Raw genomic sequence first — 14,224 nt, 5'->3', positions numbered from 1 at the left:
CACGTCGGGACCGATGATCGCGCGGGTTCGCTCCCGACGGTGGCGGGGCGAGCCCGGCATCCCCGGCGCGTTTTCGGCCGGAATCCGAAACGGATTCCGGCCGAAAACATGTCCGGGGCGGCGGCGGTATGGGACCGCGCCCCGGCGATCGTGCGCCGCTCAGGCCCGCGTCAGCGCGGCGTAGCGGGCGATGTGCTGGTCCGCGGAACCCCATTCGGTGCGAATCGCGGTGAGCCGCTTGAAGAAATGCCCGATCGCGAGTTCCTCGGTCATGCCCATCGCGCCGTGCAGTTGGACCGCGTGCTGGCCGATGAAGCCGGCGGCGCGGGCGACGGTGGCCTTGGCCGCCGCGGCGGCCCGGGCGCGGACCTTCGGTTCGGCGTCGAGTTTCAGCGTCACCAGATAGGTCGCGGCCACGGCCTGTTCGAGCTCCAGGTGCATATCGACCATGCGGTGCTGCAGTACCTGGAAACTGGCGATCGGCACGCCGAACTGGCGGCGCTGCTTGCTGTATTCGACGGTGTCGGCGAGTACCCGCCGCATTCCGCCCACGGCCTCGGCGCAGATGGCGGCGATCGCCTCGTCGATGGCCCGTTCGACCGACTCGTCGGCCGTGCCCTCGTCACCGAGCAGCGCGTCGGCGCCGACCTGGACGCCGTCGAGGACCAGATCGGCCGCCCGGCGTTCGTCGATGGTGCGGTAGGGGTGCTGCGTGAGACCGGCCGCGTCGGCCGGCACGACGAACAGCGACAGACCTGCCGCCTCCGAGGTGCGCGCGGTCACCAGCAGGTGGGTGGCCAGCGGTGCCGTGGTCACCACCCCCTTGGCGCCGTCGAGGACCCAGCCGTCGCCATCGCGGCGGGCGGTGGTGGCCACGCGTGCGGGGTCGTACCCGGAGCCGGCCTCCAGGGCGGCGAAGGCCGTGATCACCGAGCCGTCGACGATGCCGCGCAACAGTTCCTCGGCCCGCGCGCCGCCGGCGCGGCGCAGCAGTCCGCCGCCCAGGACGGCGGTGTCGACATAGGGTTCGACGACCAGGGCACCGCCGAGCGCCTCGGCGATGATCATGGTCTCGATGGCGCCGCCGTCGAATCCGCCGACACTCTCGGGCAGGCTCGCGCCCAGAATGCCGACCTCCTCGGCGAAGCCGCGCCAGATTTCCGGCTGGTGGCCGGCGCCGACCCGCGCCGCGGCCCGGCTTTTCTCCAAATCGTAACGGGCGGCGAGAAATTCGGTGACCGTGTCACGGAGCAGTTGCTGTTCGGCAGTGAATTCGAAGTCCATCTCTCACAGTCCCAGGGTTGCCTTGGCGATGATGTTGCGCTGAATCTCGTTGCTGCCCGCGTAGATCGAGCCCGCGCGGTCGTTGAAGTACCGCAGCGGCGCGACGGCCTGCCACGGTTCGCCGCTGAGATATCCGTCGGCGGGCGCGACGAAGTCGGCGACCGGACCACCCGGCATGGCGGCGTGCGGTTGATAGGCGCGCCCGCGCGGGCCGGCGGCTTCGAAGGCCAATTCGGTGAGCCGCTGGCTCAATTCGGTCCCCAGGATCTTGATCGTGGACGCGGCCGGACCCGGATCCTTACCGCGCGAAATGGCCGACATGGTGCGGTACTCCAGGATCTCGAGGACATCGGCCCGGATCCGCGCGTCGGCCAGTTTCGCCGCGAAGGCGGGCTCGTCGAGCAGGCTGCCGCCGGCGAAACCGGGCTGTCCGGCCGCGTGCTCGGCCAGCGATTCGGCCAGCACCTGCAGCGCCGGGCCGTAGGCCGAACCGCCGCGCTCGAAGTTCAGCAGGTGTTTGGCGACCGTCCAGCCCTCGTCGATGCGGCCGATGACGTTGGTCTTCGACACCCGGACACCATCGAAGAACACCTGGTTCTGCACCTGCTCGCCGGAGGTCATGACCAGGGGGCGGATCTCGATGCCGGGAGTGTCCATCGGGATCAGCACGAAGGTGATGCCCTGCTGTTTGCGTTCCAGTTTCGAGGTGCGGACCAGGGCGAAGATCCAGTTGGCCTCGGTGGCGTGGGTGGTCCAGATCTTGGAACCGGTGCAGACCAGATCGTCGCCGTCGGAGACCGCGGCCATGGTCAGCGAGGCCAGATCGGAGCCCGCCTCGGGTTCGGAATAGCCCTGGCAGAAGAACACCTCGCCGGTGAGGATGCGCGGCAGGAAGTAGTCCTTCTGCTCCGGGGTGCCGAAGGCGATGATCGCGTGCGCGACCATCCGGATACCCATCGGCGAGAGTGCGGGCGCGCCCGCGAGGGTGGATTCACGATCGAAGATGTAGTGCTGCGTCATGCTCCAGTCACAGCCGCCGTGGGCGACCGGCCAGGCCGGCGCCGCCCAGCCGCGGGCGTGCAGGATGTGCTGCCACTGCATGCTGGCCTCGTGATCCGGGTACACGCTGGTGGCGAGCTGACCGGCGCGACGTAGTTCCGGGGTCAAATTCTCGTCCAGGAAGCGCCGCACCTCGTCGCGAAACGCCAGATCGGTGGGCGACCAGTCCAGATTCACGAAGAACTCCTTGTGCGATAAACGGGCCTCTACCTTCTCATTTACTCCGGGTCGAGCGCAAATGGTCGTTAACTTATCGAGATAGCGGGCAGTGTGCCGAGACGGTCCGCCGCACGAGCGGCCGGGCCCGTGGGTACCCGAAATACATGCGGGGACTTGCGTTTCGGAGCCTCGTGTGCGGAAAGATGGACCCTCATGTACGCATCTCGAGTGCTTCGTGTGTTCGTCCGGGTGATACCGGCCGTGCTGGTCGCGTTGCTCGCCGCCGCCACCTTCGCGGTCGCCGGCGGCGTCGCCTCGGCAGCTCCGATGCCGCTGCCGTCGATCGACACCGGTGGTGTCACGAGACTGGCGATCGCGCCCGGGCAGAACACCGTCACCGGCCAGGGGTCCGTGGTGGCGAACAAGATCGCCGGTTACTCCATCGGATCGGTTCAGGGCAGAAGCTGATCGTCGACATCACCTCGAACAACGGCGCGGCCCGGTGACCGTGGCACCGCTGATCGGAAGTCCGGTCGCGGCCGACTCCCGCACGCCGCGTCACCGCCGCCTGATTCCGGGCCCTATTCGGCGGATGCCGGGCGAACACGTTCGCCCGGCATCCGACCGGCAACGCACCCCGACCGGGTAGCCTGACCGACTGTGCACCTGAAGAGTCTGACGCTGAAGGGATTCAAATCCTTCGCGTCCGCGACGACGCTGCGGCTCGAGCCCGGCATCACCTGTGTGGTGGGGCCGAACGGGTCCGGCAAATCGAACGTCGTCGACGCGCTGACCTGGGTGATGGGGGAGCAGGGCGCCAAGGCGCTGCGGGGCGGGAAGATGCAGGACGTCATCTTCGCCGGTACCGCCGGGCGGGCGCCGCTGGGCCGCGCCGAAGTCACACTGACCATCGACAATTCCGACGGCGCGCTGCCCATCGACTACTCCGAGGTCTCGATCACCCGCCGGATGTTCCGCGACGGCGCCGGTGAATACGAGATCAACGGCAACTCCTGCCGGTTGATGGATGTCCAGGAACTGCTGTCCGACTCCGGTATCGGCCGGGAAATGCACGTCATCGTCGGCCAGGGCCAGCTCTCGGCGATTCTGGAATCGCGACCCGAGGACCGCCGCGCCTTCATCGAAGAGGCCGCGGGTGTGCTCAAACATCGCAAGCGCAAAGAGAAAGCGGTGCGCAAACTCGATGCGATGCAGGCCAATCTGGCTCGCCTGACCGACCTCACCACCGAATTGCGCCGCCAGCTCAAACCGCTGGGCCGCCAGGCCGAGGTGGCCCGGCGCGCGGCCACCGTCCAATCCGAACTGCGCGATGCCCGGCTGCGATTGGCCGCCGACGATCTGGTGGCGCGCCGGCGCGAACTGGAAAGTCAGCAGAGCAAGGAAGCCTTCGCCCGCGAACAGCAGATCACCGTGCAGGCCGAATTGGATGCCGCCAATGCGGCGCTGGCGCAGCAGGAATTCCAGCTCTCGCGGCTCACGCCCGGCGCCGAGGCGGCCGCGCAGACCTGGTTCCAGCTGTCGGCGCTGGTGGAGCGGGTCAACGCGACCATTCGAATCGCCCGGGATCGGGCCCGCAACCTCACCATCGAACAGCCCACCGGTACCGGCCGCGACCCCGAACAACTCGAGGCCGAGGCGGACCGGGTGCAGGCCGAGGAGGCCGAACTGCTCGAGGCGGTCGAGGTGGCCACGGCGACGCTGGAGGCCGCCCGCGATCAATTGCTCGACCGCGAGCAGGCCGCCAAGGCCGCCGAACAGGCCCACCTTGCCGCGGTGCGCGCCATCGCCGATCGGCGCGAGGGCCTGGCCCGCCTCGCAGGGCAGGTCGATACCCTGCGCCACCGCGCCCAATCGGCCGACGGCGATATCGCCCGCCTGTCGGAGGCGCTGGCCGCGGCCCGGCAGCGCGGTGATGCCGCCGAGGCCGAATTCGAGTCCGTGCAAAGCGAATTGAGCGAACTCGACGCCGGTGAGGAAGGTCTCGACGCTGCCTACGAACACGCCGCCCAGGCTCTGGAACTGGCCGACGCGCGGGTGACCGAACTGCGCGAAGGCGACCGCGAGGCCGGGAAGAAGGTCGCCTCGCTGACCGCTCGCATCGAAGCGCTGACCATGGGCCTGGCCCGCAAGGACGGCGGCGCCTGGCTGCTGGACAACCGCGCCGACGGATTACAGGGCCGGCTCTCGGGAATGGTGCGGGTACACAGCGGATTCGAGGCCGCCGTGGCCGCCGCGCTCGGTCCGCTGGCCGACGCCATCGCCGCGGATGCGCACCCGACCGCGCAGGCGGCGGTGCGGGCGCTCAAGGACGCCGACGGCGGCCGCGCGGCCGTCGTCTACGGCGGTGCGGCGCAGCCCCGCAGCGAGATCGGTGACCTGCCCGCGGGGGTGCGCCCGCTCGCGGAGGTGATCGATTGCCCGGACCCGCTGCGTGGTGCGGTCGCGGCGCTGTCCGCCGGCACCGTGGTCGTCGACGATCTGACGCAGGCGGCCGACATCCTTTCCGGCCGACCGGAACTGCGGGTGGTGACTCGCGACGGCGATCTGAGCGGTTCGGGCTGGGTGCTCGGCGGTTCGGACCGGGCGCCCAGCCAGATCGAGGTGCAGGCCGACATCGATGCCGCCGCGGCGGAACTGGTGTCGTGGCAGCGGCAGGCCGAGGAGGTCGAGGCCGCGCTGTCGGGCGCGCTCGCCGAGCAGAATGATCGCAAACAGGCCGTCGACCAGGCGTTGCTGGCATTGCACGAATCCGATCAGGCGCTGGTCGCGATCTACGATCGGCTGGGCCGCCTCGGTGCGACCGCGCGCAGCGCCCATTCCGAATACGAGCGGCTGCTGGCCCAGCGCGCCGAGGCCGAATCCGCGCGCGACGAGAACCTGACGGCCCTGGCCGAACTCGAGGGCCGGCTGCGTCATGCCGAATCCGAACAGTCCGATCTGGATTCCGACGCCGACGCGGGCACCGATACCGCCGGGCAGGAGCGCGAACAGGCCGCCGCGGCGCTGGCCGAGGCGCGCGCCATGGAGGTGGAGGCCCGGCTGTCGGTGCGCACCGCCGAGGAGCGCGCGGAATCGGTCCGGGGTAGAGCGGATTCGCTGCGCCGGGCGGCACGCGCCGAACGCGAGACCCGCGCCCGCGCCGAACGGGCCCAGGCCGCCCGCCGCCGTGCCGCCGAGGTGGCGGCGGTGGTCGCCGAATCGGCCGAGCGGATCGCCGCCGAACTGGAAACCGTGGTGGGTGAGGCGGCCGCGCGGCGCGACGAGCTGGTCCGGCGGCGGACCGAATGCGCCGGCCAGGTGGATCAGATCAAGGAGCGGGTGCGGGCGCTGAGCACGCAACTCACACAGCTGACCGACGCCGTGCATCGCGACGAGGTCGCGCGAGCCCAATCCGCGCTGCGCATCGAGCAATTGGAAACCACCATCGCCGAGCAGTTCGGCATCGCGCTCGACGAACTGGTCGCCGAATACGGTCCGCACGTGCCGATGCCGCCGACCGCGTTGGAGATGCAGGAGTACGAGCAGGCCCGCGAGCGCGGCGACCAGGTGAGCCCACCGCAGGAAATGCCCTACGACCGCGCCACCCAGGAGCGCCGCGTCAAACGCGCGGAGAAGGATCTCGCCACCCTCGGCAAGGTGAATCCCCTGGCCCTGGAGGAGTTCGCGGCCTTGGAGGAGCGCTACAACTTCCTGTCCACCCAACTCGAGGACGTCAAGAAGGCCCGCCAGGATCTCCTCGATGTGGTGGCCGAGGTCGACGCCCGCATTCTGCAGGTGTTCACCGAGGCCTACGAGGATGTGGAACGTGAATTCGTGCAGGTGTTCGGCCGCCTGTTCCCCGGCGGTGAGGGGCGGCTGCTGCTGACCGACCCCAGCGATATGCTCACCACCGGTATCGAGGTGGAGGCGCGGCCGCCGGGTAAGAAGGTGAAGCGGCTGTCGCTGCTGTCCGGTGGTGAGAAATCCCTTGCCGCCGTGGCATTTCTGGTGTCGATCTTCCGGGCCCGCCCCTCCCCGTTCTACGTGATGGACGAGGTCGAGGCGGCCCTGGACGACACCAACCTGCGCCGCCTGATCGGGCTGTTCGAGCAGTTGCGGGAGAAGTCGCAGCTGATCGTCATCACCCACCAGAAGCCGACCATGGAGATCGCCGACGCGCTGTACGGCGTCAGCATGCGCGGCGACGGCATCACCCAGGTCATCTCGCAGCGACTGCGCGGGGAGAATCTGGTGGGCGCGACGACCTAGTCGCCCGCCGCGAACCGGGACTTCAGAACCGCGGCGCCGGTGGTGGCCAGCCAGGTTTCCAGACTCTGCAGGCCGGGATGGAACGAGCGGGTCTGCTCGATATCGGCATGCCAGCCGTGGCCCTGATGGCTCAGGCGCCAGGTATTGCCGATCTGTTCACCCAGTGCGTCGGCCTCCGCCTCGGTGATTTCGCGATACCGCACCGGATATCCGGTCGCGCGGGAGATCAGCTCGACGGCGGCGGCGGGGGTCACGGCGTCGCCGGCGAGTTCGAGTGTCTGCCCGGAGAACCGTTCGGGATCGGCGAACGCCAGCGCGGCCACCGCGGCGATATCGTCGGCCGCGATCATCTGTGCCGGTCGATCGGCCGGAAACAGGTGGACGTTCACGCCGTCGACGAAGCCGTCGAGCGGCATACCCTGCGCCAAATAGTTCTCCATGAACCGGACCGGACGCAGCACGGTGTAGCGCATGCCGCTGTCGGCCAGCGCCTGCTCGATCTGCCGCTTTCCGGTACTGCCCCAGGAGATTTCTTTGTCGAACGACGCCACACCGGTGAAGACGACGTGGTCGGTTCCGGCGTTGCGGGCGGCCTCGATCACGGCGGCACCGCGGATCGTCTCCAGGTCGACGTCCCAGCCGTCGGGCCGGAAGGCCGCGGGTGGAACGAGGAAGACGCCTCGTGTCCCGGCTACCGCCGCGGTCAGGGTGGCCGGGGCGTCGAAGTCGCCGACGGCCACCTCCGCGCCGAGGGCGGCGAGTTCGCGCGCCGCCTCGGCGGCGGGATCACGGACCAGGATGCGGACCGGGACGTTGCCGGCGAGCAGCGCGCGGGCCGTGGCGCCGCCCTGCTTGCCGGTCGCGCCGGTGACGAGAACGAGGTTGTTCTGCATAGACATTTCGGAGGAGCCCTTTCGGTAGAATCGGGTCGGTCGACCCGTATTCGCACGATAGGAGCAGCGTTGTCGTCTCCGCTATTCGCCGACGCGGGGTTTCGTTACGGGGTGCGCGAACCGGCGCCCGCAGTGACGGGCACCCGAATCGACGCGCGCCGCAACCGGGCTCGTGTCCTCGCCGCCGCCCAGCGGGCCTTCGCCGAATCCGGAACGTCGGTGTCGCTGGCCGAGATCGCCCGCCGCGCCGGTGTGGGGGCCGGCACCGTGCATCGCCACTTCCCGACCAAGACCGACCTGCTCGAGGCCGTGCTGCAGCAACGGATCGACCAGCTCACCGCGCGGGCGTTGATGCTGCGCGACGATCCGGACCCCGCCGCGGCCTTCCTGGCATTCTGCGCGGAGGTCGTCACCCGCACGCCCGGGAACAAGGCGATGTGCGACCTGCTCGACGCCGACGACGGCTGGCCACGGATGCTGCTCCGGGATGCGGGCGAGCGATTTCACCTCGCCCTCGGGCAGCTGCTGGAGGCGGCGCGGCGTGCGGGCGGGGTACGTGCCGATCTGACCCTGACCGACGTGCTGGCGATCTTCGCCGGTTGCGTTGCGATGCAGCGTGTTTCGACTGCCCGCGACGAGCTGTCCCGCCCCGCCGCCATGCTGCTGGCTGCGATGCGTAGCGAGTCGGCCGTAACGAAACCGGCGAACTTTTCTCTCGGCCGTAACGAAACGACGGTGGCCGCGGGGAATCGTGACAGTGGGAGTTGCCCGATCTGCGGGGCGGACGTGGCGCATGCGGAGACCGGACGGCCCGCCCGGTACTGCTCGTCCGCGTGCAGGCAGAAGGCCCACCGGTTGCGCCGCGCCGCAGCTGCGGCGCGAAGGCCGAATCAGCGCGACACCGGACGCAGCCCGTCGAACACGATGGCGAGCACTCGCTCCACCGCCGCCGGATAGGGTTCCCCGGGCTGGGCGTAGACCTGCACGGTCATCAGGAGACCGACCTCGGGGAGGCCGATATCGGTGCGCAGGTCGCCGTCTCGCTGGGCTCGCCGGATCAATTCGCCGATCCGGTCGAGAACTCCCGCACGCACCGCGCCCACGCTCGGATCGGTGCGGACCATGGCGTGGACGGCCGGTTCGATGGCCGCCGCCAGCGCGCCCAGGCGCAGTAGCGCGCACTCGCGCAGGAACCGGCGCAACCCGTCCCATGCCGTCGCTTCCTCCGCCCCCGCCGAGTCGGCCATGCGGGCGAGGCGGTCCAGGTGGGCCCGCGCGGTGGCGACCACCAGGGCGTCGCGGTCGGGAAACCGGCGATACAGCGTGCCGACTCCCACCCCGGCGCGATCGGCGATCAGCTTCATCGGGACATCGGTGCCGCGTTCGGCGAAGACGTCCAAGGCGGCGAGCAGGAGGTGATCGCGATTGCTGCGCGCGTCGGCGCGCAGGGAATCCGGGTGAATCGGCTCCGAGACCATCGGCGGCTCCCGTCGTGCTCATTAAGTGGACGAATTGCGTCCACTTAATCTACCATCGAACTAAGCGGACGAAAATCGTCCACTTGAGAGAGGTGGCGACATGGTCGAGGTACTCGTTTCCGGAGCGGGAATCGCGGGATCGACGCTGGCCTACTGGCTCAGCCGACACGGATTCCGGGTGACCGTGGTCGAGCGGGCCGCGGGACTGCGCTCCAGCGGCAACCCGGTCGACGTGCGCGGGCCGGCGCTCGAGGTGGTGACCGCCATGGGTGTGCTGCCCCAATTGCGTGCTGCCGCAACGGCCGTGGACCGCTTGCGGTTCGTCGACGCGCGGGGCCGGGACCGCGCCTCGATGCGCGTCGGTGATCGAGAGCGCGGTGACGTGGAGCTCGCCCGCGCGGATCTCGCCACCATTCTCGCCGGAGCCTCCCGCGGCCACGTCGAGATGCGCTGGAATGACGGTGTTTCCGAGATCGAGCAGTCCGCGGCGGGAGTCACCGTCGGCTTCGAATCGGGGGAGCGGGCGCACTACGACTACGTGCTCGGCGCCGACGGCCTGCATTCGGCGGTGCGCCGGCTGACCTTCGGCGACGACCGGGAATTCGTGCGGCACATGGGGATCTACATCGCCACCGTGCCCGTCACGCGCGCCGCGGGCGCCGCGAACGAGGTGGTCATGTACAACTCGCCGGGACGGTCGGTTTCGGTCCATCCCGCCGGCGGCCGCCCGATCGCGGCCTTCATGTTCCGGCGGGCACCGGTGGCCGGTCTGGACCACCGCGACAGCGAGGCGCACCGTCGGTTGCTGGTCGCGGAATTCGCCGGGCGAACGGGGCCGTTCGAGGCCGTGCTGGACGAGGTGCGTGCCGGTGGTGACCTCTACTTCGACGCCGTCAGCAAGGTATCGCTTCCGCGCTGGTCGCGAGGCCGGGTCGCGGTCGTAGGAGACGCCGCCTCATGCCTGTCGCTGTTCGGCGACGGATCGAGCCTGGCCATCGCGGGCGCGTACACCCTGGCCGAGGAACTCGCGCGGACGCCGCACGACCCGGCTACGGCGTGGGCACGCTACGAGCGGCGGCATCGCGATCGGATCGGCGCATCACATCGCGGGGTTCGATTCGCCTCGGCGCTGATGGTGCCCGGATCGCGTCCCGCTATCGGGCTGCGCAATACCGCGGTCCGGCTGTGCGCGGCCGCGTGACGGTTGCACTCGGCCGGCAGCCCATTCCTGAGGGGTCTCGTTCGCCGCAAGCCCCGAGCCTCGAGCGGCCCGATCGGCGGTCCGCGATCACAACAGATCGCTCACGTCGTCGGGGACGTCGACGGCGTATTTGCGCAGGGTCTCCATCGGCACGACCTCGAGTGCGTTCTCATGGGTCGCGGCCAAAACGACCGGCGCGGCCACCCCGTCCTCGTGGGCGTGCAGCCACCGCACCGCAACCACACACCAGCGGTCGCCGGGTTGCAAGCCGGGGAAATTGTTCTCCGGGCGTGGGGTCAGCAGATCGTTGCCGATCGATTTCTGATGCTCCAGGAACTCCTGGGTCACAACAGTGCAGACGGTGTGGCTACCCAGATCCTCGGGGCCGGTGCTGCAGCAGCCGTCCCGGTAGAAGCCGGTGAGAGGATCGGTGCCACACTCCTCCAGCGGTCCCCCAAGCACATTTCGATCGGTCACGAGCCGATCCTATTGTCTCTGTGTCGGATTCGCCGCGCCTTGGGCGGTTGGTATCGGGACGGTTGCCGGTGATGCGTGGCCGGACGGCTTATCGTCCGACGTCGTCGGCGTGTCGGGCGTGCGCCGATAGTGACGAATCACCCGTACCGCCGCGGGCGCAACACCCGCCTGCCGCCACGCGGGCGCGTTCGCGGGTTCTGACAGGATGGGAGTCGTGACTGCGCAAGCCTGGATTCTGATCGCCGCGATCGTCGCCGTACTACTGGTGGCGTTCGTTGCCGGATTCGTCCTGTACAAGCGCCGCCGAGTGAGCATCGCCCCGGCGGAGGAGCAGGACAAGCAGCTGACCGACCGGTCGGGCGGATACACCGCAGCGGGTGGCTTCAACTTCAGTCGAGGCGATGCGGGCTCCGGCACGCTGACCCCACCGCGCCCCGAACCGGTCCCGATCGAACGCACCGACGACGAGGGGCAGCCGCACGTCGGCGACGACGCCGCCATCCCGCGCGACTCGGTGCGCCGGACCATCACCGACGTACGGTTGCCGGAACCGGATACCCTCGCCGATCGCCCGGCGGACGGCGCGACCGCGACCGCGCCGACCGTCGAACCGGAAACGACCCGAACCCCCGGCGACGGCGTGGCCGCGCCGGAAGCGCCGGCCGAAGCTCCCGCCGCGCCGCCCTCGACCGACGGCGCCACCGCGGTCACGCCCACCCCCGTCGAGACACCCGAATCCGCCCCGGTGGATTCGGCTCCGGCCACGGCGCCGAGCGCCCCGACCGCCCCTACTCCTACCGCGCCTACTCCGACAGCCCCGACCCCCACCGCCCCGGCGCCCCAGCCCACCCCGGTGGAGGAGATCGAACCCACCGCCGGCCGCCTGACCCGCCTGCGCGGGCGGCTCTCGCGGTCGCAGAACGCGGTCGGCAAGAGCCTGCTCGGCCTGCTCGGCGGCGGTGACCTCGACGAGGACTCGTGGGAAGAGATCGAGGACACCCTGGTCATGGCCGACCTCGGCACCTCGGTCACGACGACCGTGGTCGAGCGACTGCGCGAGGAAATGGCCGCGCGCAGCGTGCGCACCGCCGAGCAGGCGCGACAGGTGCTGCGGGATGTGCTGATCGAGGCCCTGCGCCCGGACCTGGATCGCGCGATCCGCGCGCTGCCGCATGCCGACCATCCATCGATCCTGCTGGTCGTCGGCGTGAACGGCACCGGGAAGACCACCACGACGGGCAAACTGGCGCGCGTCCTGGTCGCCGACGGCCGGCGCGTGTTGCTCGGCGCCGCCGACACCTTCCGCGCCGCCGCCGCCGACCAGTTGCAGACCTGGGGTGAGCGGGTCGGCGCCGATACGGTCCGCGGCCGCGAGGGGGCCGATCCGGCATCGGTCGCCTTCGACGCGGTCAGCACCGGCATCGACGAGGGTGTCGACGCGGTCCTGGTCGACACCGCGGGCCGCCTGCACACCAAGACCGGCCTGATGGACGAGCTGGGCAAGGTCAAGCGCGTGGTGGAGAAGAAGGCCGCCGTCGACGAGGTCCTGCTGGTGCTCGACGCGACCGTCGGGCAGAACGGCCTCACGCAGGCCCGGGTCTTCGCGGAGGTCGTCGACATCACCGGGGTGGTACTCACCAAACTCGACGGCACCGCCAAGGGCGGCATCGTCTTCCAGGTGCAGCACGAGCTCGGCGTGCCGGTGAAACTGGTCGGCCTCGGCGAGGGCGCCGACGATCTGGCCCCCTTCGAACCATCCGCATTCGTCGACGCCCTCCTCGGGTAGCGGCGAGCAGCGAAAACGGCAGTTCCTCCTCATTTCGACACGGTCCTCACGGTGCGCCGGCATGCGCTGTGCGCGCGCTGAAACCTGGTAGCAACACAGCAAGCGGATCCGTTCACGCATGCGAAACATCGCGGCGGCACGGATGAAACACCAGATCGCGACCCTTCTGTGCAGGCTCGTTTGCCGCAGTTTCGGCCGGGCCCGAGATGAGGAGGAACAAGGTGGCGTATCCCTTGCTCGGTGTGCCCGACACCGGCGACACCGCATGGATGCTGGCGAGCTCCGCGCTCGTTTTGCTGATGACCCCAGGGCTGGCGTTCTTCTATGGCGGCATGGTCCGCTCGAAGAACGTGCTCAACATGATCATGATGAGCATCAGCGCGATGGGCGTCGTCGGCGTGCTGTGGTCGCTCTACGGCTTTTCCGAGGCATTCGGCGACAACAAACTCGGCCTGATCGGCAACCCCGCCCAGTTCTTCGGGCTCAAGGGGCTGATCGGCACCAATGCCGTCAAGGCCAGCCCGGCGGACCCCTCGACCGGTGCGTCGGCGGTGGATCAGGTGAACATCCCGCTGGCCGGCACCATCCCGATGACGGTGTTCGTGGCCTTCCAGCTGATGTTCGCCATCATCACCGTGGCTCTGATCTCGGGTGCGGTCGCCGACCGCATGAAGTTCCGTGCGTGGGTGGTCTTCTCGATCGCGTGGTCGACCATCGTCTACTTCCCGGTCGCGCACTGGGTGTTCGACTTCGACGTCAAGGACGCCGCGGGCAACATCGTCCACCACGGCGGCTGGATCGCGAACAAACTGCAGGCCATCGACTTCGCCGGTGGTACCGCGGTGCACATCAACGCCGGTGCCGCGGGCCTGGCCCTGTGCCTGGTGCTCGGCAAGCGCAAGGGCTGGCCGAAGACGCCGATGCGCCCGCACAACCTGCCCTTCGTCATGCTCGGCGCCGGTCTGCTGTGGTTCGGCTGGTTCGGCTTCAACGCCGGTTCCTCGGTGAGCTCCAACGGCCTGGCCGGTTCGACCTTCCTGACCACCACCTTCGCCACCTGCGCCGCGATGCTCGGCTGGCTGGTCGTGGAGAAGTTCCGCGACGGCAAACCCACCAGCCTCGGCGCCGCCTCGGGCATCGTCGCGGGCCTGGTCGCGATCACCCCGTCGTGCTCGTCGGTGAACGTGCTCGGCGCGCTGGTGATCGGCGCGGTGGCCGGCGTGCTGTGCGCGCTGGCGGTCGGCCTGAAGTTCAAACTCGGTTTCGACGACTCGCTCGACGTGGTCGGCGTGCACCTGGTCGGTGGTGTGGTCGGTACGCTGCTGATCGGTCTGTTCCTCACCCCGGAATCGGGTGCGGGCGCCGGCGGTGCGAAGGGATTGTTCTACGGCGGCGGTTTCGATCAGCTCGGCAAGCAGGCCGTCGGTGCCTTCACCGTGCTGGCGTTCTCCTTCGTCGTCTCGCTGATTCTGGGGCTGATCATCAAGTACACGATCGGCATTCGTGCTTCCGAGGAAGACGAGTTCAAGGGCATGGACGAGTCGGAGCACGCGGAGACGTCATACGATTTCGCTGCTGTGGGTGGCACGGCACGTACCGCCGTCAAGGAGGCATGACG

11 protein-coding genes are annotated in these 14,224 nt (G+C 69.4%); 6 read left to right on the top strand and 5 right to left on the bottom strand.

Annotated elements, in window-relative coordinates; all coding sequences use genetic code 11:
• Positions 1-159: 159 nt before the first annotated feature.
• Positions 160-1,284, bottom strand: coding sequence for an acyl-CoA dehydrogenase family protein (locus tag NMI01S_RS22620; protein ID WP_063000275.1), 1,125 nt, complete (start codon positions 1,282-1,284; stop codon positions 160-162).
• Positions 1,285-1,287: 3 nt separating this feature from the next.
• On the bottom strand, positions 1,288-2,520 hold the full coding sequence (locus tag NMI01S_RS22615) for an acyl-CoA dehydrogenase family protein (RefSeq protein WP_063000273.1): 1,233 nt from the start codon (positions 2,518-2,520) through the stop codon (positions 1,288-1,290).
• A gap of 210 nt (positions 2,521-2,730) precedes the next feature.
• On the opposite strand from NMI01S_RS22615, the gene NMI01S_RS22610 reads away from it, so the two are divergent.
• Positions 2,731-2,970, top strand: coding sequence for a hypothetical protein (locus NMI01S_RS22610; RefSeq protein ID WP_157126312.1), 240 nt, complete (start codon positions 2,731-2,733; stop codon positions 2,968-2,970).
• 192 nt (positions 2,971-3,162) lie between these two features.
• A complete protein-coding gene (gene smc / locus NMI01S_RS22605; protein ID WP_063000269.1) occupies positions 3,163-6,771 on the top strand; it encodes a chromosome segregation protein SMC in 3,609 nt (1,202 codons plus the stop codon).
• Here the strand turns inward: smc and NMI01S_RS22600 are convergent.
• On the bottom strand, positions 6,768-7,670 hold the full coding sequence (locus tag NMI01S_RS22600) for an NmrA family NAD(P)-binding protein (protein ID WP_084513177.1): 903 nt from the start codon (positions 7,668-7,670) through the stop codon (positions 6,768-6,770). The genes smc and NMI01S_RS22600 overlap by 4 nt on opposite strands.
• A 63-nt stretch (positions 7,671-7,733) precedes the next feature.
• Between NMI01S_RS22600 and NMI01S_RS22595 the strand changes: the two genes are divergently transcribed.
• Positions 7,734-8,621 (top strand): TetR/AcrR family transcriptional regulator, encoded by an 888-nt coding sequence (locus NMI01S_RS22595; protein ID WP_245716979.1) that lies wholly within the window; start codon positions 7,734-7,736, stop codon positions 8,619-8,621.
• Here the strand turns inward: NMI01S_RS22595 and NMI01S_RS22590 are convergent.
• On the bottom strand, positions 8,555-9,142 hold the full coding sequence (locus tag NMI01S_RS22590) for a TetR/AcrR family transcriptional regulator (protein WP_063000267.1): 588 nt from the start codon (positions 9,140-9,142) through the stop codon (positions 8,555-8,557). The two genes, NMI01S_RS22595 and NMI01S_RS22590, sit on opposite strands and share 67 nt — an antisense overlap.
• A gap of 100 nt (positions 9,143-9,242) precedes the next feature.
• On the opposite strand from NMI01S_RS22590, the gene NMI01S_RS22585 reads away from it, so the two are divergent.
• Complete coding sequence (locus NMI01S_RS22585; protein WP_063000265.1) at positions 9,243-10,343, top strand: FAD-dependent oxidoreductase; 1,101 nt, start codon at positions 9,243-9,245, stop codon at positions 10,341-10,343.
• An 87-nt stretch (positions 10,344-10,430) separates the two neighbouring features.
• Here NMI01S_RS22585 and NMI01S_RS22580 read toward each other — a convergent pair whose 3' ends face one another.
• Entirely contained in the window at positions 10,431-10,820 is a 390-nt protein-coding gene (locus NMI01S_RS22580; protein WP_030513055.1) for a DUF2237 family protein, read from the bottom strand.
• 214 nt (positions 10,821-11,034) lie between these two features.
• On the opposite strand from NMI01S_RS22580, the gene ftsY reads away from it, so the two are divergent.
• Positions 11,035-12,606, top strand: a complete 1,572-nt coding sequence (ftsY, locus tag NMI01S_RS22575; protein WP_063000948.1) for a signal recognition particle-docking protein FtsY — start codon at positions 11,035-11,037, stop codon at positions 12,604-12,606.
• A 206-nt stretch (positions 12,607-12,812) separates the two neighbouring features.
• Positions 12,813-14,222, top strand: coding sequence for an ammonium transporter (locus NMI01S_RS22570; RefSeq protein ID WP_157126311.1), 1,410 nt, complete (start codon positions 12,813-12,815; stop codon positions 14,220-14,222).
• Positions 14,223-14,224 lie beyond the last annotated feature (2 nt).

It is taken from the genome of Nocardia mikamii NBRC 108933, assembly GCF_001613505.1.
GTDB lineage: Bacteria > Actinomycetota > Actinomycetes > Mycobacteriales > Mycobacteriaceae > Nocardia > Nocardia mikamii.
This window is presented reverse-complemented; position numbering and strand designations above follow the sequence as displayed.

What these genes read in the sequence shown, in the direction of transcription:
- NMI01S_RS22620 (WP_063000275.1), bottom strand. Translation starts at nt 1,284, where the DNA reads ATGGACTTCGAATTCACTGCCGAACAGCAACTGCTCCGTGACACGGTC.
- NMI01S_RS22600 (WP_084513177.1), bottom strand. Translation starts at nt 7,670, where the DNA reads ATGTCTATGCAGAACAACCTCGTTCTCGTCACCGGCGCGACCGGCAAG.
- NMI01S_RS22590 (WP_063000267.1), bottom strand. Translation starts at nt 9,142, where the DNA reads ATGGTCTCGGAGCCGATTCACCCGGATTCCCTGCGCGCCGACGCGCGC.
- NMI01S_RS22585 (WP_063000265.1), top strand. Translation starts at nt 9,243, where the DNA reads ATGGTCGAGGTACTCGTTTCCGGAGCGGGAATCGCGGGATCGACGCTG.
- NMI01S_RS22570 (WP_157126311.1), top strand. Translation starts at nt 12,813, where the DNA reads ATGAGGAGGAACAAGGTGGCGTATCCCTTGCTCGGTGTGCCCGACACC.